At 68.6% G+C, this 18,416-nt stretch carries 17 protein-coding genes; 3 read left to right on the top strand and 14 right to left on the bottom strand.

From position 1 onward, the window contains the following. Window positions 1-32 precede the first annotated feature (32 nt). Both ACFXIV_RS37650 and thiD read right to left on the bottom strand, forming a co-directional pair. On the bottom strand, window positions 33-1,277 hold the full coding sequence (locus tag ACFXIV_RS37650) for a glycosyltransferase (protein WP_379401288.1): 1,245 nt from the start codon (window positions 1,275-1,277) through the stop codon (window positions 33-35). 137 nt (window positions 1,278-1,414) lie between these two features. Beyond that, on the bottom strand, window positions 1,415-2,266 hold the full coding sequence (thiD, locus tag ACFXIV_RS37645) for a bifunctional hydroxymethylpyrimidine kinase/phosphomethylpyrimidine kinase (protein WP_364619779.1): 852 nt from the start codon (window positions 2,264-2,266) through the stop codon (window positions 1,415-1,417). A 178-nt stretch (window positions 2,267-2,444) separates the two neighbouring features. On the opposite strand from thiD, the gene ACFXIV_RS37640 reads away from it, so the two are divergent. Further along, the gene (locus ACFXIV_RS37640) at window positions 2,445-3,581 is read left to right on the top strand and encodes a GTP-binding protein (protein ID WP_379401287.1); all 1,137 of its coding nucleotides are present in this window, start codon (window positions 2,445-2,447) and stop codon (window positions 3,579-3,581) included. A gap of 126 nt (window positions 3,582-3,707) precedes the next feature. Then, window positions 3,708-4,085 (top strand): DoxX family protein, encoded by a 378-nt coding sequence (locus tag ACFXIV_RS37635; RefSeq protein ID WP_379401286.1) that lies wholly within the window; start codon window positions 3,708-3,710, stop codon window positions 4,083-4,085. A gap of 129 nt (window positions 4,086-4,214) precedes the next feature. Here the strand turns inward: ACFXIV_RS37635 and ACFXIV_RS37630 are convergent, their stop codons facing one another. The 8 genes from ACFXIV_RS37630 to ACFXIV_RS37595 all read right to left on the bottom strand — a co-directional run bounded on the left by ACFXIV_RS37630 (window position 4,215) and on the right by ACFXIV_RS37595 (window position 13,965). After that, complete coding sequence (locus ACFXIV_RS37630; protein ID WP_379401285.1) at window positions 4,215-4,424, bottom strand: hypothetical protein; 210 nt, start codon at window positions 4,422-4,424, stop codon at window positions 4,215-4,217. Between the two features lie 207 nt (window positions 4,425-4,631). Further along, window positions 4,632-5,246, bottom strand: coding sequence for a TetR/AcrR family transcriptional regulator (locus tag ACFXIV_RS37625; protein WP_354843499.1), 615 nt, complete (start codon window positions 5,244-5,246; stop codon window positions 4,632-4,634). Window positions 5,247-5,252: 6 nt separating this feature from the next. Continuing rightward, the gene (locus ACFXIV_RS37620; protein ID WP_379401284.1) at window positions 5,253-6,047 is read right to left on the bottom strand and encodes an enoyl-CoA hydratase family protein; all 795 of its coding nucleotides are present in this window, start codon (window positions 6,045-6,047) and stop codon (window positions 5,253-5,255) included. Window positions 6,048-6,133: 86 nt separating this feature from the next. Next, on the bottom strand, window positions 6,134-7,297 hold the full coding sequence (locus ACFXIV_RS37615) for an acyl-CoA dehydrogenase family protein (RefSeq protein ID WP_354843494.1): 1,164 nt from the start codon (window positions 7,295-7,297) through the stop codon (window positions 6,134-6,136). 3 nt (window positions 7,298-7,300) lie between these two features. Continuing rightward, window positions 7,301-9,370 carry an acetyl/propionyl/methylcrotonyl-CoA carboxylase subunit alpha gene (locus tag ACFXIV_RS37610; RefSeq protein ID WP_379401283.1) on the bottom strand — a complete coding sequence of 690 codons (2,070 nt, stop codon included), beginning with the start codon at window positions 9,368-9,370 and terminating at the stop codon, window positions 7,301-7,303. Window positions 9,371-9,396: 26 nt separating this feature from the next. Then, the gene (locus ACFXIV_RS37605; RefSeq protein ID WP_364619804.1) at window positions 9,397-11,001 is read right to left on the bottom strand and encodes a carboxyl transferase domain-containing protein; all 1,605 of its coding nucleotides are present in this window, start codon (window positions 10,999-11,001) and stop codon (window positions 9,397-9,399) included. Beyond that, entirely contained in the window at window positions 10,998-12,161 is a 1,164-nt protein-coding gene (locus tag ACFXIV_RS37600) for an acyl-CoA dehydrogenase family protein (RefSeq protein WP_379401282.1), read from the bottom strand. The genes ACFXIV_RS37605 and ACFXIV_RS37600 overlap by 4 nt, the downstream gene beginning before the upstream one ends. A gap of 88 nt (window positions 12,162-12,249) precedes the next feature. Beyond that, complete coding sequence (locus ACFXIV_RS37595; protein ID WP_379401281.1) at window positions 12,250-13,965, bottom strand: acyclic terpene utilization AtuA family protein; 1,716 nt, start codon at window positions 13,963-13,965, stop codon at window positions 12,250-12,252. A gap of 179 nt (window positions 13,966-14,144) precedes the next feature. Between ACFXIV_RS37595 and ACFXIV_RS37590 the strand changes: the two genes are divergently transcribed. After that, a complete protein-coding gene (locus tag ACFXIV_RS37590; protein WP_379401280.1) occupies window positions 14,145-14,303 on the top strand; it encodes a hypothetical protein in 159 nt (52 codons plus the stop codon). A 19-nt stretch (window positions 14,304-14,322) separates the two neighbouring features. Here the strand turns inward: ACFXIV_RS37590 and ACFXIV_RS37585 are convergent, their stop codons facing one another. From ACFXIV_RS37585 to ACFXIV_RS37570, 4 genes are all read right to left on the bottom strand, one after another. Beyond that, window positions 14,323-15,090: an adenylate/guanylate cyclase domain-containing protein gene (locus ACFXIV_RS37585; RefSeq protein ID WP_379401332.1), complete on the bottom strand. Its 768-nt coding sequence runs from the start codon at window positions 15,088-15,090 to the stop codon at window positions 14,323-14,325. A gap of 540 nt (window positions 15,091-15,630) precedes the next feature. Further along, window positions 15,631-16,449 (bottom strand): ABC transporter permease, encoded by an 819-nt coding sequence (locus tag ACFXIV_RS37580; RefSeq protein WP_379388622.1) that lies wholly within the window; start codon window positions 16,447-16,449, stop codon window positions 15,631-15,633. Beyond that, window positions 16,449-17,393, bottom strand: a complete 945-nt coding sequence (locus ACFXIV_RS37575) for an ABC transporter ATP-binding protein (protein WP_379401279.1) — start codon at window positions 17,391-17,393, stop codon at window positions 16,449-16,451. Before ACFXIV_RS37575 ends, ACFXIV_RS37580 begins: the two co-directional genes overlap by 1 nt. Window positions 17,394-17,626: 233 nt before the next feature. Beyond that, window positions 17,627-18,370, bottom strand: a complete 744-nt coding sequence (locus ACFXIV_RS37570; protein WP_357005148.1) for a thiazole synthase — start codon at window positions 18,368-18,370, stop codon at window positions 17,627-17,629. Window positions 18,371-18,416 lie beyond the last annotated feature (46 nt).

Here is an 18,416-nt window from a genome sequence, read left to right as displayed (position 1 = left end):
CGGAAGCGCCTGTGGCGCAGGGAAGATCGTTGTCACCGGACCGCCTCGGGCTCGGGATGCCGTCCGGCATTGCGGAAGACCCAGCGCAGCCCGACGAAGCGCAGCAGGGTGGCGACCAGGTTGGCGATCACCAGCACCAGCAGCTCCAGGTGCACCGCCGCATCCGGGGCCCAGTGGTGCAGGGTGTAGAGCGAGCCACTGGTCAGCGCCAGGCCGACGCCGAAGATGACCAGACCCTGGAAGTGGTGCGACACCGCCTGATTGGATCCGCGCACCCCGAAGGTGAAGGCGCGGTTGGCGGCGGTATTGCCGATCGCGGTGACCAGCAGGGCCAGGAAGTTGGCGGCCTGCGCGCCCGTGATGCCCTGCAGCAGGACATAGAGCAGCAGGTAGGCCAGGGTCGAGGTGACGCCGACGATGCCGAAGCGGACCAGCTGCCCGACCATGCCCAGCGGCACGCCCTCCACCAGCGGCTCGCGGCCGATGGCGGCACGCAGCTCGTTGATGGGGAGCCGGCCGGTGGTCAGCGCGCGGCCGACCCGCCAGACGCCGAGCAGGTCCTTGCGGGCCGTGTCGATGATGTCCACCCGGGAGTCCGGGTCGTCGATCCAGTCCACCGGCACCTCGTGGATGCGCAGCCCGATGCGCTCGGCCAGCACCAGCAGTTCGGTGTCGAAGAACCATTCGCCGTCCTCGACGAGCGGCAGCACCAGCTTGGCCACGTCGCCGCGCATGGCCTTGAAGCCGCACTGCGCGTCGGAGAACTTGGCCTGCAGCGAGGCCCGCAGGATCAGGTTGTAGCAGCGGGAGATGATCTCGCGCTTGGGCCCGCGCACCACCCGTGAGGAGGAGGCCAGCCGGGTGCCGATGGCGACGTCCGAGTGCCCGGACACCAGCGGCGCGACCAGCGGTAGCAGCGCGTTGAGGTCGGTGGACAGGTCCACGTCCATGTAGGCGACGACCTGGGCGTCGGAGGCCTGCCAGACCTCGCGCAACGCGCGGCCGCGGCCCTTGCGGTCCAGGTGCACCACCCGCACGCCGTCCATCTGGTCGGCCAGCTGCCGGGCCACCTCGAGGGTGTTGTCGGTGGAGGCGTTGTCGGCGATGGTGATGCGCGCCGTGAAAGGGAAGTTCAGGGTGAGGAACGCGTGCAGTCTGCGTACGCAGGGGCCGAGGTCGACCTCTTCGTTGTAGACCGGAACGACCACGTCCACGACGGGAGCGGTCACTGCTTCTGCGGGTTCCGCCGCCCGCACGGCGGTTACGGTGTCGTTCATAGTGACCAATCTCGATCACCAGACTCACATCAGTCTGCGGCCTGCCTGGGAGGTTCCTGGGAGCCGCTTGCCTCGGCGTCGATTTCGTGCGATGCGCGAACCCGGATCGAGATCGCACGGACCCCGCCGTGATCGCGCTAGCTCGGTCCGAGATGCAGCCGCCACAGCGGGGAGACCGGTCCGTGTCCTTTGCCGAGGTCGTAGGACGCTTCCAGGCAGCGGAAGGTCCATTCCTTGGCGAAGGCGACGGCGTCGGGGACCGAGTAGCCGTGGGCCAGCGCGCAGCAGATGGACGCGGCCAGGGTGTCGCCACCGCCGTGATCGTTGCCGGTGACCAGGCGCCGGGCGGGGAGCTCGTGGAAGGTGTCGCCGTCGAAGAGCAGGTCGGTGGACTGCTCCGAGGTGCGCAGGTGCCCGCCCTTGACGATGGCCCACTGCGGGCCCAGCGCGATGAGCGCCTCGGCGGCCTTGCGGGCGGAAGCGTCGTCGATCACGTCGATGCCGGTGATCAGGCGGACCTCGTCGAGGTTGGGGGTGACCACGGTGGCCAGCGGAATCAGGGTGTGGCGCACCGCGTCCAGGGCCTCGGCGTGCAGCAGGGCGTCGCCATGCATGGAGGCGGCGACCGGATCGACCACCAGCGGGATGCTGCCCTGGCGTCCGATGCCGACCTCGCGGCAGACCCCGGCCACAGCCTCGATGATGGCGGTGGAAGCCAGCATGCCGGTCTTGGCCGCACCGATTCCGATGTCGCCGACCACGGTTCGCACCTGGTCGGCCACGATCTGCGGCGGGATCTCGTGGAAACCGCTGACGCCGACGGTGTTCTGCACGGTCACCGCGGCGACCGCCACGCACGCGTGCACACCGCACAGGGCCATGGTGCGGGAGTCGGCCTGGATGCCCGCGCCGCCGCCGGAGTCGGTGCCCGCGATGGTGAGGGCGCGAACCGGGGTGGTGCCGTTCGGGGCAAGCGGTAGCAGTTGCACGGCGCTTATTTTGCCCTCCGCTTCGCTCCGGGCGGGTTCCCGGCCCTGGAGGTCTCGTTCTTCCCTCCCTCCGCCTCCTCCGCTTCGCTCCCCCGGCTCCGCTCAGTCCAGAACGAGACGGGCCGCGAACCTTTGGGGGCGATCGATCGCAGATATTGAAAATCATTATCATTAATGGATGACTTCAACTCAGCTGCCGGTGACCGTGCTGTCGGGATTCCTCGGTGCGGGCAAGACGACCCTGCTCAACCACATCCTGGCCAACCGGGAGGGCCGCCGGGTGGCGGTCATCGTCAATGACATGAGCGAGGTGAACATCGACGCGGCGCTGGTCGCGGGGCAGGGGCATCTGGACCGCACCGAGGAGAGACTGGTGGAGCTCACCAACGGCTGCATCTGCTGCACACTGCGCGAGGACCTCATCGAATCGGTGGGAAAACTGGCGCGGGAGGGGCGCTTCGACCAGCTGGTCATCGAATCCACCGGGATCTCCGAGCCGATGCCGGTGGCGGCCACCTTCGAGTGGGAGTTCGAGGACGGCTTTCAGCTCGGTGAACTCGCGCGCCTGGACACCATGGTGACGGTCGTGGACTGCTCCACCTTCCTCGCCGAAGTGGTGAAGGGGCAGGCCCTGGCCGAGCGGAATCTGCAAGCGGGAGAAGGGGATGCGCGCACCATCGCCGACCTGCTGGTCGATCAGGTCGAGTTCGCGAACGTGCTGGTGCTCAACAAGACCGACCTGGTGAGCGCGAATGCCCTCGGAACCGTGGAGGCCACGATCCGGCGATTGAACCCGGCCGCGCGGATCCTGCGCGCCGCACACGGCGTCGTCGACCTCGCGGAAGTCCTCGACACCGGCCGCTACAACCCCGATCTCGCCGCCCAATTCGAAGGCTGGGACGAGGAATTGGCGGGCGGCCACACCCCCGAAACCGAGGAATACGGCATCAGCAGCCTCACCTTCACCGCCGACCGCCCCTTCCACCCCGAACGCCTCGACGCCGCCCTCGCCCAACTACAGCGACTGCTCCGCAGCAAAGGCTTCTTCTGGCTGGCGAGCCGCCCCCACCTGGCCGCCATCTGGTCCCAGGCCGGCCCGAACCTGACCTTCGAAGCCGGCGCCTACTGGGACGCCCTCGACATGCAACCCGGCCAGGAAATCGTCTTCATCGGCATCAGACTCGACCGCCACCACGTCCACGACCTCCTGGCCTCAGCCCTCCTCACCGACACCGAACTCGCTGCGGGCCACCAGGAATGGCTCACCTACCCCGACCCCTTCCCCTCATGGGGCCCATCCCACAACCACGCCTGATCATCCGAACCGGCGGCGACTCCCCGATCGACTCCACCACCCGTGACGCAGGTCATACGAAGGTGATGTCACAAGACCGGACGATTTCGAGTCTTGTGTGCGAATCGCCGAGAAGGAGTCGCCACCATGAGCATCGCCCTGTGGATCTGCGCCGGCCTGCTGGCAGCCGTAGCCCTCTTCGGCGGCCTCACGAAAATCGTCGTCCCCAAGGAGAAGCTGGCCGCCGCCCCCGGCGGCGGCTGGACCGGCGACGCCACCGCCACATTCGTCAAAACCCTCGGCGCCCTGGAAGTCCTGGCCGCCCTCGGCCTCACCCTCCCCGCAGCCCTCGACATAGCCCCGTTCATGGTCCCGGTCACCGCCATCTGCTGGATCCTCCTGATGATCGGCGCCATGATCACCCACCTCCGCCACGGTGACCGAGCGGCCTTGATAGCCAACGTGCTCTACTTGGCCCTGGCCCTCTTCATCACAGTGGGTCGCTCCTGGCTCCACCCGTTCTGACCGGCGATCCAGCCAGGTTTGGCATCGACCCACAAGTCCGGACGTGCGATTTCACCGCGACTGATCCGAAGCCACAGTCCGGCGGATGAAATCCCGTAGCGGTGATACACGGCCGTGCTGTCCAGGGCTTCAACAGTCGATTCCGGCCAGCACCACTGGACCGGCACCGGAGATGACAACCGGTGCCCACGCCTGAATCATCGGCAGCGGCCAGCCCGGCCACCGCCCGACCATGACCACCGGCGGCGGCACCCAGTACGGACCGCGAATTCGCCAGCGCTGCAACTGTTCGTATCGCATGCCCGCCGCCAACGCCATTCCGACCAGCCGGTTCGCCACTGTTCAGCGGTCGGTAGTGAGTGGCGCCGCTCAGGGAGATTCGGTTGCCGTGAACATCAATGTCGCCAGGGGTGCTACGCATCGACGCGCGTATCGGCGGAGGGCATGCTCATCGTCGAGGTCGATGACGCTGTTTCGGTTGAAGACGAACGACATGGCCAGGCGTACAGCGGTTTCGGTGAGCGCGGCAGTCCGGGCGACGGATGGTCAGTGGCGGGCGGCCAAGGCGGTGTGGAGGGTGGCGGCCCACTGCTGCACGATTTCCTTGCGGCGCAGGGAGTCGTCGGTGAGGACATCGGCGAGGCCGAGGCCGCGGGCCAGGTCGAGGGTGGCCTGCACCAGGTGGTGGGCGACCGGATCCGAGTCGTCCACGCTCAGCGCCTCGACGGCCATCCGATGCGAGATGCGGCCGAAGCGGGCTTCCATGGGGACGATTCGTTCCCGCAGGGCCGGGTCGGCGGCCGCGTGGGTCCACACCTGCAGCGCCGCTTTGAACAGCGGGCTGGTGTAGGACTCGACCAGGCCGGCCACCACCGCCTCGGTGCGCGCGACGCCCTCGGCGACGTCGGCGACCGCGAGGGCGTCGGCCTTGGCCTGGTCCATCCGGGTGTCGAACATGTACTCCAGTGCGGCGGTGATCAGATCCTCCCGGGTGGGGAAGTGATGCTGGGCCGCGCCGCGCGACACCCCGGCCCGTTCGGCCACCACCGCGACCGTGGCGGCCGCCCAGCCCGTCTGGGCCAGGCAGTCGATGGTCGCCTCCAGCAGCCGCTGCCGGGTGGCCCGGCTGCGGTCCTGCTTGGGTTCATGGGGTGTCGCCATGGTTGCCTATTCTGCCCAGCTGGGTGGGCGGCGCTGCATGAAGGCCGTGATGCCCTCGATCACCTCGGGGGTGCCGAAGAAGCTCGCGGAGCGTTTGGCCAGGTCTTCGGCCCCGCGGTCGAAGCCCGTGAGCAGGTCCGCGTTGACGAGCTGCTTGGCTTCGGCCAGGCCCTGCGGTGAGCCCTTGCGGAGTTCACCGAGCAGGCGCGCGGTCTCGGTCGCGGGGTCGTCAGCGGCGACGGTGATGAGGCCGATGCGTTCGGCCTCGGCCGCGTCGAAGGTCTCGCCGGTCTGGAAGTAGCGGGCCGCCGACCGGCCGGTCATGCGCGGCAGCAGGGTCAGCGAGATCATGAACGGGGCCAGCCCGATCCGCACCTCGGTCAGCGCGAAGCTGCTGTTCCGCCCGGCGACCACGAGGTCGCAGGCGGCGAGGATGCCCATGCCGCCCGCCCGCACATTGCCGTCCACCTGTGCCACCACGGGCTTGGGCATGGCGAGAATGTCGCGCAGCACCGAGATCATCCAGCGGGTGCGGATATCGGCAGCGGCCGCCGGGTCGGCGTCCACCGCCTCCTTGAGATCCGCTCCCGCGCAGAAGGTGTTGCCGGTGTGGGTGAGCACCACCCCGCGCACCGCGTCGTCCCCGGACGCCCGCTCCAGTCCTGCCAGCAGTTCGGTGACCAGCCGGGAGGACAGGGCGTTGCGATTGTGCGGGGAGTCCAGGGTCAGTACCGCGAATCCGTCGCGCACCTCGTAGCGCACGAACGGCGCGTCCGCGGCGGCACCGGCTGTGTCGGTCATCGAATACTCCTGCTGCTGTGTGGCTTTCGGGTGCGGGAGGGACGAGTGGCGGTGGCCGCGCACACCGCCGCCACTCGTCGCCCCGGTCAGTAGGACCGGGGCAGACCCAGCGAGTGCTGGGCCACGAAATTGAGGATCATCTCGCGGCTGACCGGCGCCACCCGGGCGATGCGGGCAGCGGCCAGCATGCCCGCCAGGCCCACATCCGAGGTCAGGCCGGAACCGCCGTGGGTCTGGATGGCCTGGTCGAGAGCCTTGATACTGGCCTCGGCCGCAGCGTATTTCGCCATATTGGCGGCCTCGGCCGCGCCGAAGTCGTCACCGGAGTCGTAGAGGAACGCGGCCTTCTGCATCATGACCTTGGCCAGTTCCAGCTCGATCTTCACCTGCGCCAGCGGGTGCGAGATGCCCTGGTGCGCGCCGATCGGCGCGCCCTTCCACACCGCGCGCTCCTTGGCGTAGGCCACGGCCCGGTCGATGGCGTAGCGGCCCATGCCGACCGCCATGGCCGCGCCCATGATGCGCTCCGGGTTCAGGCCCGCGAACAGCTGCGCGATGGCGGCGTCCTCCTGGCCGACCAGGGCGGTGGCGGGCAGCCGCACATCGTCGAGGAACAGCGTGAACTGGTTGTCCGGCTCGAGAATGTCCATCTCCTGCTTCGTCTTCACGAAGCCGGGGGCATCGGTGGGGACGATGAACAGGGCGGGCTGCAGGTTGCCGGTCTTGGCGTTCTCGGAGCGGGCCACGATGAGCACCGCCTCGGCCTGGTCCACGCCGGAGATGAAGATCTTGCGGCCGTTGAGGATCCAGTCCTCGCCGTCGCGGCGGGCGGTGGTGGTGATCTTGTGCGAGTTGGAGCCCGCGTCCGGCTCGGTGATGCCGAAGACCATCTTCGACGAGCCGTCGGCCAGCTTGGTCAGCCAGTGCTGCTTCTGCGCCTCGGTGCCGTACTTGGTGATGATGGTGCCGCAGATGGCGGGCGAGACCACCATGAGCAGCAGGCCGCAGCCCTGCGCCGCCAATTCCTCTTGCACGAGCGCGAGTTCGTAGATGCCCGCACCACCGCCGCCGTACTCCTCGGGCAGGTTCACGCCCAGGAAGCCGAGCTTGCCGGCCTCGTCCCACAGCTCGTCGAAGGGCTCGTTGCGGCGAGCCTTGGGGCCGGCGTAGTCGCGGAAGTTGTACTTGGCGGCCAGCTTGGCCACCGCGGCCCGCAGCGCCTTCTGCTCGTCGGTCTCGATGAAACTCATTGCCTACTCCTGATCTTCGCTGTGGACCACGGCGAGAACCGCGCCGACCTCGACCTGCTGGCCGGCGGAAACGTTCAATTCGGTGAGCACGCCGGCGGTGGGTGCGGCAATGGTGTGCTCCATCTTCATCGCCTCCAGCCACAGGATGGGCTGGCCCTTCTCGAGCCGGTCACCGACCGCCGCGCCCAGGCGGATGACCGCGCCCGGCATCGGGGCCAGCAGCGAGCCCTCGGCCACCTGGTCGGCCGGGTCCTCGAAGCGCGGCAGGCGGCGCACCGCCACCGAGCCGAGCGGGGAATCCACCGCGACCAGGTCGCCGTAGCGGGCAATCTCGAAGCGACGGCGCACCGGGCCGCGCTCCCCCGGGACCTGGAGCACCACGAGATCCGGTGTGGCCTCCAGCAATTCGAGCCCGTCGTGGCCCTCGACCTCGACACCCGTGCGGGTCAGGCGGTAGCGCACCTCGTGCTTGCCGCTCAGGCGCGACTCGTAGGACTTGGACTGCGGCTGCGACGGCAGATTGCGCCAGCCGCTGGGCAGGCCGCTGCCGACCCGGGCCGCGCGCCGGTTGGCGGCGGCGTCGGCGAGCGCGGCGGCCACGATGGACAGCTGCTCGCCGGCATCGGAAACCAGTGGCGCCGACAGCTTCTCGAGATCGTGGGTCGCGAAGAACGCGGTATCGGTGTCGCCCGCCAGGAACGCCGGATGCCGCAGCACCCGCACCAGCAGGTCGCGGTTGGTGACCAGACCGTGGATCTTGGCCCGCTGCAGGGCAGCAGCCAGCAGATGCGCCGCCTCGTCACGGGTCTCGGCGAAGGAGATGACCTTCGACAGCATGGGGTCGTAGTGCACGCCCACCACGGAACCGTCCACCACGCCGGTGTCCAGGCGCACGCCCGGCTCGGTCAGTACGGTGAATTCGCCCAGGGTGCCGGGGATGTCGAGCTTGTGGACGGGGCCGGACTGCGGCTGCCAGTCGTGGGCCGGATCCTCGGCGTACAGGCGCACCTCGATGGAGTGGCCGCGCATCTCCGGCTGCCGCGCGGGCAGCGCGCGACCGGCGGCCACCTGCAGCTGCAGGCGCACCAGGTCGAGGCCGGTGACCTGCTCGGTGACCGGATGTTCCACCTGCAGACGGGTATTCATCTCCAGGAAGAAGAAGTCACCCTTCTCGTCGGCCAGGAATTCGACGGTGCCCGCACCCTCGTAGCCGATGGCCTCCGACGCCAGCCGCGCCGCCTCGAACAACCGCGCCCGCATGCTCTGTCCCTCGGCCATGCGCGCGGGCTCTCCGTGGTTACGCTGCGCTGCCTCCTCCGAGCCTGACGCGCGCATGGCGTCGACCTTCTCGACCAAGGGCGACGGAGCCTCCTCGACGACCTTCTGATGCCGGCGCTGGATCGAGCACTCGCGCTCGCCGACCGCCCACACGGTGCCGTGCGTGTCGGCCATGACCTGCACCTCGATGTGGCGGCCGGTCTCCAGGTAGCGCTCACAGAAGACGGTCGGATCGCCGAAGGCGGACTGGGCTTCCCGCTGCGCCGCCTCGATCTGACCGGTCAGCTCGGACAGTTCGCGCACCACGCGCATGCCGCGACCGCCACCGCCGGCGGACGCCTTGATCAGCACCGGCAGCATGTCGGCGGTGACCTCGGCCGGATCCAGCTGCTTCAGCACCGGGACACCGGCGGCGTCCATCATCTTCTTGGACTCGACCTTGGAGCCCATCTGCTCGATGGCCGCGACCGGCGGGCCGATCCAGATGAGGCCGGCGGCCTGCACGGCCTTGGCGAATTCGGCGTTCTCGGAGAGGAATCCGTAGCCGGGGTGGATGGCGTCGGCACCGGCGGCCAGCGCGGCCTCGATGATCAGCTCGGCGCGCAGGTAGGTCTCGCCAGGGGTGTTGCCCGGCAGGCGAATTGCGGCATCGGCCTCGGCCACGTGCGGGGCGTTCGCATCGGCATCCGAATAGACGGCAGTGGTCGCGATACCCATGCGACGGCAGGTGGCGAACACCCGTCGTGCGATCTCGCCACGGTTGGCGACCAGAACGTTGGTAATCACTGTGCCCATTGGGGTCGCAATGCTCATCTCTGGCCTCACATCCGGAAGACGCCGAAGCCCTCGGCGCCCTTGATCGGGGAATTGTGGATGGCGGACAACGCCATTCCCAACACCGTGCGGGTGTCACGCGGGTCGATGACGCCGTCGTCGTAGAGGCGGCCCGACATGAACATGGGCAGCGACTCGGCCTCGATCTGCGCCTCGATCATGGCGCGCATCCCGGCGTCGGCCTCCTCGTTGAAGGGCATGCCCTTGGCCTCGGCCGCGGCCCGGCCCACGATGGAGATGACGCCCGCCAGCTGCGCGCCGCCCATGACGGCGGATTTGGCGCTGGGCCAGGCGAACACGAAGCGTGGATCGTAGGCGCGCCCGCACATGCCGTAGTGGCCCGCGCCGTAGGACGCGCCCATGAGCAGCGAGATGTGCGGCACCTTCGAATTCGACACCGCGTTGATCATCATCGCGCCGTGCTTGATGATGCCCTTCTGCTCGTACTCCTTGCCGACCATGTAGCCGGTGGTGTTGTGCAGGAACAGCAGTGGCGTGTTCGACTGGTTGGCCAGCTGGATGAACTGGGTGGCCTTCTGTGCTTCCTCGGAGAACAGCACGCCGCGGGCATTGGCGAGAATGCCGACCGGGTAGCCGTGCAGTTCCGCCCAGCCGGTCACCAGGCTGGAACCGTAGAGCGGCTTGAACTCGTCGAAGTCGGAGCCGTCGACCACGCGGGCGATGACCTCGCGCGGATCGAACGGGATCTTGAGGTCGGTCGGCACGATGCCGAGCAGTTCCTCCGAGTCGTACATCGGCTCGATCACCTCGGTGACCGGGCGCGCGGCCGGACCCTGCTTCTGCCAGTTCAGTCGCTTGACGATGGAACGGCCCAGCCGGATCGCGTCCTGCTCGTCCACGGCCAGGTAGTCGGCCAGACCCGAAATGCGGGCGTGCATTTCGGCGCCGCCGAGGGATTCGTCGTCGGACTCCTCACCGGTGGCCATCTTCACCAGCGGCGGACCGCCCAGGAACACCTTGGAGCGCTCCTTGATCATGACCGTGTAGTCGGACATGCCCGGGACGTACGCGCCACCGGCGGTGGAGTTGCCGAAAACCAGTGCGATGGTGGGGATTCCGGCCGCCGACAGCCGGGTGAGGTCCCGGAACATCCGCCCGCCGGGAACGAAGACCTCTTTCTGCGTCGGCAGATCCGCGCCGCCGGACTCGACCAGGCCGATCACCGGCAGCCGGTTCTCCAGCGCGATGTCGTTCATGCGCAGGTTCTTGCGCAGCGTCCACGGATTCGACGTACCGCCGCGCACGGTCGGATCCGGCGCCACGATCATGCACTCGACGCCCTCGACAATGCCGATGCCCGCGATCACGCTGGCGCCCACATGGAAGTCGCTGCCCCAGGCCGCGAGCGGAGCCAGCTCCAGGAACGGCGAATCCTCGTCGATGAGCAGTTCGATGCGCTCACGCGCGGTCAGCTTGCCGCGCTTGCGGTGCCGGGCCATCTTGTCCGGGCCACCGCCCGCGATGTTCTTGGCGTACTCGGCCTCCACCTCGGCCAGCTTGGCCGTCATGGCCTCGGCGGCGGCCTGATAGTCCGCCGAATTCGGGTCTACGGACGTGCGCAGAATACTCAAGACTGGAACCCCAATCGCTTGGCCGCGAGGCTGGTCAGGATCTCGTTGGTGCCGCCACCGATGCCGAGGATCCGGACATCGCGGTAGTGGCGCTCGACTTCGGACTCACGCATGTAACCGAGGCCGCCGAAGAGCTGTACCGCCTGGTGGGCAACCCATTCCGCGGTCTCCACGGCGGTGTTCTTGGCGAAGCACACCTCGGCGATCAGATCGGCCTCACCGCGGGCGGCGCGCTCGGCCACCGCGTGCGTGTACACGCGCGCGACATCGATGCGGCGCGCCATCTCCGACAGCGTGTTCTGCACGGCCTGGCGGCTGATCAGCGGGCGGCCGAAGGTCTCTCGGTTCCGGCACCACTGCAGCGTCAGGTCCAGACAGCGCTGGGCGTGCCCGTACCCCTGCACGGCCAGCCCCACCCGCTCGCTCACGAAAGCCTGTGCGATCTGGGCGAATCCGCTGTTCTCCGGACCCACCAGGTTCGAGACCGGCACTCGCACATCGACATACGAGAGTTCGGCGGTGTCCGAGCACAGCCAGCCCATCTTCTCCAGCTTGCGGCTGACGGTGAACCCCGGCGTGCCCTTCTCCACCACCAGCAGCGACACACCGGCCGCGCCCGGACCGCCCGTACGCACCGCGGTCACCACGAAATCGGCGCGCACACCGGAGGTGATGAAGGTCTTGGACCCGTTCACGATGAAGTCGTCGCCGTCCCGGACCGCCGTGGTCCGCAGATGCCCGACATCCGAACCGCCGCCCGGCTCGGTGATGGCCAGCGACCCGATCTTCTCGCCCGCCAGCGTCGGCCGCACCCAGCGCTCGATGTGCTCGGCATTGCCCGAGGCGATGAGGTGCGGCACCGCGATACCGCAGGTGAACAGGGAAGCGAACAGGCCGCCCGAGCAGCCCGCGTAGTGCAGCTCCTCGGCCACGATGGCGGCGTCGATGCCGTCGCCACCGGAACCGCCGGCGGATTCCGGGAACTGGATGCCCAGCAGCCCCAGCGCACCCGCCTTCTTGTGCAGCTCACGCGGGATCTCGCCGTTGCGCTCCCACTCGTCCAGATACGGCAGTACCTCCCGCTCCGCGAAACCGCGCACGGTGGCGCGCAATTCGCGGCGTTCGGGCGTCTGCCACGGGTCTGCATATCCGGCGCTCATACCGCCTCGTTCCCTTCCGCGAGGCCGAACCCTCGCCTGTCACCGGCTCGGCCGGTCCACGGCCGCAGCGCAGGTCCGCCGCGCCGCCTCACGGCAGCAACTCCGCGGGGATGTCGAGGTACCGGGCGCGCAGCCATTCGCCGAGCCCCTTGGCCTGCGGGTCGAAGCGGGCCTGATAGGCCACACCCTCGCCGAGCAGGCCCTCGACAATGAAGTTCAACGCCCGCAGATTCGGCAGCACGTGCCGGGTGACCGGCAGCGCGGCGGTCTCGGGCAGCAGGCGGCGCAGCTCGTCGACGGTCAGCGTGTGCACCAGCCAGCGCCACTGCTCCTCGGTGCGCACCCAGACGCCGATATTGGCATTGCCGCCCTTGTCGCCACTGCGGGCCAGCGCGATCGCGCCCAGCGGGGCGCGGGTGGTGGCTCCGGCCGGAAGCGCCTGCGGCAGTTCCGGTTCCGTGACCGCAGCCAGCTCCAGGGTTTCCCCGGCCGGCGCGATCGCCACCTCGGTGCCGTCCGCCAGGACCGCCGTGTGCGGAATCTCCTTGGAATCCACGTATCCCGGTGTGAACACCCCGTACGGACCGCCATTGCCGGGCGGGGCCGTCAGCGAGAAGCCGGGGAAGCTGGCCAGGGCCAATTCCACTGCGACACTGGAGAACGCGCGCCCCACCTTGTTCGGATCCGGGTCGCGGACCACACAGCGCAGCAGGGCGCTGGCCTGCTCCTCGGTGTCGGCGTCGGGCCGGTCCAGCCGCGCCAGGGTCCACTCCAGCTCGGCGGGCCGCGCCGGCAGCCACGACTCCAGCTGCCGTTGCGCCAGTTCGGCTTTGGCCTCGATATCCAGGCCGGTGAGGATGAACTCCATCTCGTTGCGGAATCCGCCGATGGTGTTGGTCGACACCTTGGTCTGCGGCGGCGGGGCCTCACCGGTCACGCCGCTGATCAGCACCCGGTCGGGGCCATCCTGGCTCACCCGGATGGTGTCGAGTCGCGTGGTGACATCCGGCCCGGCATAGCGCGCGCTCTGGATCTCGTACATGAGCTGGGCTTTCACCGTGTCCACGGTGACCGCGCCGCCGGTGCCCGCATGCTTGGTGATGACACTGCTGCCATCGCGCCGCACCTCGGCGATCGGGAAACCGGGCCGCCCCAGATCGGCGATCTCGGTGAAGAAGGCGAAATTGCCGCCGGTGGCCTGGGTGCTGCACTCGATGACGTGCCCCGCCACCACCGCACCGGCCAGCGCGTCGTAATCGGTTCGGCCCCAGCCGAAATGCGCGGCCGCGGGACCGACCACCACCGAGGCGTCGGTGACCCGCCCGGTCACCACGATGTCCGCACCCGCGGTCAGGCATTCGGCGATGCCCCACGCGCCCAGGTAGGCGTTCGCGGTGAGCGGCGCGCCCAGCCCGAGCTCTCCGGCCCGCGCCAGCAGATCGTCGCCGGTCACGTACGCGACCTTCGGTGCGAGACCGAGCTTTTCGGCCACCTCCCGCACCCGCTGGGCCAGCCCGGCCGGATTCAGCCCGCCCGCATTGGCGACGATCTTCACCCCGGACTCGAGGGCCAGGCCGAGGCTGCCCTCCAGCTGCTTCACAAAGGTTTTGGCGTAGCCGAGGTTCGCGTCCTTCATCCGATCGCGTCCCAGGATCAGCATGGTGAGCTCGGCCAGATAGTCGCCGGTGAGCACGTCGAGCTGCCCGCCCTCGAGCATCTCCCGCATGGCGCTGAGGCGATCGCCGTAGAACCCGGAACAGTTGCCGATCCGAATCAGATCCGGAGTGTCGGCGAGCTGACTCATGGCGGGCCTCCCTGTGCACCTGCGCTGTCACAGCGCGGTCGGCGCAGCCTCGGTGCTGCGGTCGGTTACAGGGTCACATCGGTCCCGGAAAAAATCAAGCCCGCGTGCTTGTTATTTTCCATAATCCCAGGTCGGGACCGGTCTCCGATGCGGCGGCAACCTTCAGGCACACTGAACACGTGTCCTCAGACGTCACCGTGATCGTCCTGCTCGCCCTCGCCGGATTCCTGCTCGGCGGGGCGTACTCGCTGTTCAAGACCTCGCGCCCACTGGCCATCGGGCTCGCCGTCTGCGGCGTGCTCGCGGCCGCGGGCGCAGTCCTCTGGATGACGAACTGACTCTCGGGCCGGCCGACCGTCACTCGGCCTCGAGGCGGAAGATGCGGAGATCTTCCGGGACGCCGCTCAGGGGAGCCGCGAAAAAGCTACGGCGATAGGGCTTTACGCCCAGGCCGAGCTCCTCGAGTGTCTCCGGGCGCAGCGAGTCCAGCGTCACGCCCGAGAGCATGGTGTTGCCATTGCCGCCCGCCTCCATGACGCGGGCCGCGATGTTCACATCGATGCCGAGCCAGTCGCCGCCGATCTCGCGCGGACTGCCGGTGTGCAGCCCCAGGCGCATCTGCGGGCGATAGCCGTCCACCGACACCGCCGACAGGTTCTCCTTGGCCGCCACCGCTGCCCGCACGGCCCGGTCCGCGGACGGGAACACGGCCATCACGCCGTCGCCCATGCGCTTGACCACCTGGCCGCCGCGATCCACGATGGGCGGCTCGATGGCCTTGGCCACCCGCCGCAGCAGGTCCAGGGTCACCTCGTCCCCCGCGGCCAGGGACCAACTAGAGAAGGCCACCAGATCGGTGAACATGATGGTGATCTCCTGCGGGCCGCGGCCCTTGCCGATCCGCTCCAGCACGGCCTGCCAGACCTGCAGCGCACCCAGCCCCAATTCGCGTGCGGCACTGGGGGAATCACCGACCAGCTTGTCCGCCGCGCGGGCCACGGCACGCGCGCCACCGGGTCCGGAGACCGAGAGCGGATCACCGAAGGCCGGATCGCCGGGCAGGTTCTCGCGCGCCTTGCGGATGGCGTCGATGATGTCGCCGCGCTGATTGGCGGCATTGACCATGGCCGAGAGTTGCCCGGGGAAGCGGCCGCGCCGCCGCCCGGTCTGCGACTCGTCGGTCTCGTCGGCGTCCTCGGACAATTCCGCGGGAATCAGGGGGATGACCACATCCGGGTCGATGCGGGGTTGCCGTGCCCGGCTGGGGGGCGCGTCGCGGGACCGGTTGCGATCGGTTCCCAGTCCGTCCGTACGGTTCGCGTCGGAGGCGCGTTCACCGCCGTCGGAGGGTCGTTCGCTCACGCCCAGAGCGTATCTCAGCGTTCCGTCGTGGAATGGATCAATGATTGCCACCTGACACCTCCCGATCGGTGCTAGCGGCCACATCATTGGACCCGCCGAAGGTTTGAGTGTTTTGGTTGCTGTTTCGATGCTACCGACCGTCCAGTACGACGGCCAACGATCCATGCCGACAGGAAAAGTTAGCTGGCACACACTTTTGGCCCGTTATGACACCGGCCCGATACGGAGAATCCGTATCGGGCCGATGCTCGCCGCCGTGCCGGGCAGTGGCCGGCGGCCCCTAGGGCAGGGTCTGTGCGCGCTCTACGCGTCGCGCTTATTTACCACGAACAACGCGGCTGCGAAGATCAATCCGACAAAGACCGCAAAGTAGACCAGGCCGCCCCACGGACCCCAGTGCCAGTACGACGACTTGGCGTCCACGGTGCCCAGGAACAGGCCCGCATTCTGGAACGGCAGCAGCACCTGGATCTCCCGGCCGATCTTGCCGAACGCGCCGACCATGGGCTCGAGGATGACCGGCCACACGATCAGCAGCGACAGCGCGCCCGCCGACTGCCGGATCAGCGTGCCCACGCCGACCGCCAGGAAGACCACCAGCAGGATGAACAGCGGCACGGCGTAGAAGACCCGCAGATCGCCACTACTCAGGCTCAGGTGGCTGCCCGCGTCGTGGTTCACCATGACCTTGAAGATGAAGAAGCCGAGGAAGGTCAGCGCCGCACTCAGCAACGCCATAGCAACCCCGATGACACCGGCCTTGGTGAGCAGCACGGTGGTTCGACCGGGAACCGCGAGGAAGGTGGTCTTGATGGTGCCGAAGCGGTATTCACTGGTGACCGCCAGCGCCGCCAGGATCATGACCATCAGGTAGCCGAAACCCGGAATGCCCTGGGCCAGGCCGGTGATACCCAGGCCCGCCACCGAGTTCTCCGCGTACGGCGCATCGGCCGGGGTCATCTTGCCCTGGGCCAGCTGATCCTCGAACACCCGCCAGGACGCGTTCAGGGCCAGGCTGAACAGCGCCGCGATACCCAGCGCGAACACCACCAGCAGCGCCGTGCACCAGACCGGGGACTTGGTCGAGGTGAGCTTGATTCGTTCCGCCGCGAGCACTCCCATCAGAGCGCACCTCCCATAACCTGATCGAAGCCTTCGCCGTGGTACTGCACCGCGCCACCGGTCATGCGCATGAACGCCTCCTCCAGCGAAGCGCGCTGCGGCGAGAGCTCGTAGAGCGTGATGTCATTGGCGCCGGCCAGTTTTCCGACCGCGTCGCTGGTGACGCCCGCGACCACCAGGGCCGGACCGTCCGCCTCGGCACCGTCCTCGCGCACCGTCATGCCGTTCGAGGTGAGCAGGCTGCGCAGCTGATCCAGCTGCGGGCTGCGTACGCGCACAGACTGTTCCGAGGCCTTCTCGATGAAATCCTTTGTGGTGGTGTCGGCAATGAGCCGGCCCCGGCCGATCACGACGAGATGCTCGGCGGTCTGCGCCATTTCGGAGAGCAGATGACTCGACACCAGCACGGTGCGGCCCTCGCCCGCCAGCCGCTGCATGAAGCGGCGGATCCACAGAATGCCCTCGGGATCCAGGCCGTTCACCGGTTCGTCGAACAGCAGCACCTGCGGGTCGCCGAGCAGGGCGCCGGCCAGGCCGAGCCGCTGCGACATGCCGAGGGAGAAACCACCGGCGCTCTTGTTGGCGACCTCGGACAGGCCGACCAGGCGCAGCACCTCCTCCACCCGCGACTGCGGAATGTCATTGGAGGCGGCCATCCACCGCAGGTGCGAGCGCGCGGAACGATTGGGATGCACCCACTTCGCGTCCAGCAGCGCGCCGACGGTGTCGAGCGGACGCTTCAGGTCGTGGTACGGCTTACCGTCGATGAGGGCGGTGCCGGAGGTCGGTGTGTCCAACCCCAGGATCATCCGCATGGTGGTCGACTTGCCCGCCCCGTTCGGGCCGAGGAAGCCGGTCACCTGCCCCGGACGAACCGTGAACGACAGGTCCGACACCGCGACGGTCTGGCCGTAGTGCTTGGTCAGGCCTCTCAGTTCGATCATGGCGACCAGTCTTCCCCATGTACGGAGCGCGCACTATCGCTAATTGGTCGCGCGTCGCTCATCCCTGAGGATGACTGTGTCCAATTTGCCCTCCGCTTCGCTCCGGGCGGGTTCGCGGCGCTGAATGTCTCGTTCTTCCCTCCTCCGCTCCTCCGCTTCGCTCCCCCGCTACAAGCGCGGGGAGGCGGAGCGCAGTCCAGAACGAGACGCGCCGCGAACCAGAGTGCGGCGCTTCAGAATCCGGGCGAGGAAGCTTGGGCCCAGAAGCGCTTGGGGATTCGACCCGCTTGCCGCGCCAGCCGGCCGCCCTCGACCGCGCGGGCCATGGCGGCGGCCATCAGCGCGGGCTGCCGGGCGCGGGTGACCGCGGTGGCCAGCAGGACCGCCGAGCAGCCGAGTTCCATTGCCAGCGCGGCATCACTGGCGGTGCCGATGCCCGCGTCGAGGATGACCGGCACGCCCGCGGCGGCCACGATCATCTCGATATTGTGCGGATTGCCGATACCCAGACCGGTGCCGATCGGCGAGCCCAGGGGCATGACCGCGGCGCAGCCGGTGTCCTCGAGGCGCTTGGCCAGCACCGGGTCGTCGGTGGTGTAGGGCAGCACGGTGAAGCCGTCGTCCACCAATTGCTCTGCGGCGGCGACCAATTCGATGGCGTCGGGCAGCAGGGTGCGCTCGTCGGCGATGACTTCCAGCTTCACCCAATCGGTTTCGAGAGCCTCGCGGGCCAGCTGGGCGGTGAGCACCGCCTCGGCGGCCGTGCGGCAGCCGGCGGTATTGGGCAGCGGGGCGATCTCCAGCCGCTTGAGCAGGTCCAGCACGCCGGTGCCGCCCGCGGCGTCCACCCGGCGCATGGCGACCGTGGTCAGCTCGGTGCCCGAGGCGACCAGGGCCTCCTCCAGCACGGCCAGATTCTCCGCGCCGCCGGTGCCCATGATGAGCCGGGAGCCGAACTCGCGTCCCGCGATGACCAGCGGCGCTGCGCTCGATGCGGCGTGCGCGGGGCCCTGCGTGGTTACG

Source organism: Nocardia sp. NPDC059236, assembly GCF_042754085.1.
GTDB lineage: Bacteria > Actinomycetota > Actinomycetes > Mycobacteriales > Mycobacteriaceae > Nocardia.
This window is presented reverse-complemented; position numbering and strand designations above follow the sequence as displayed.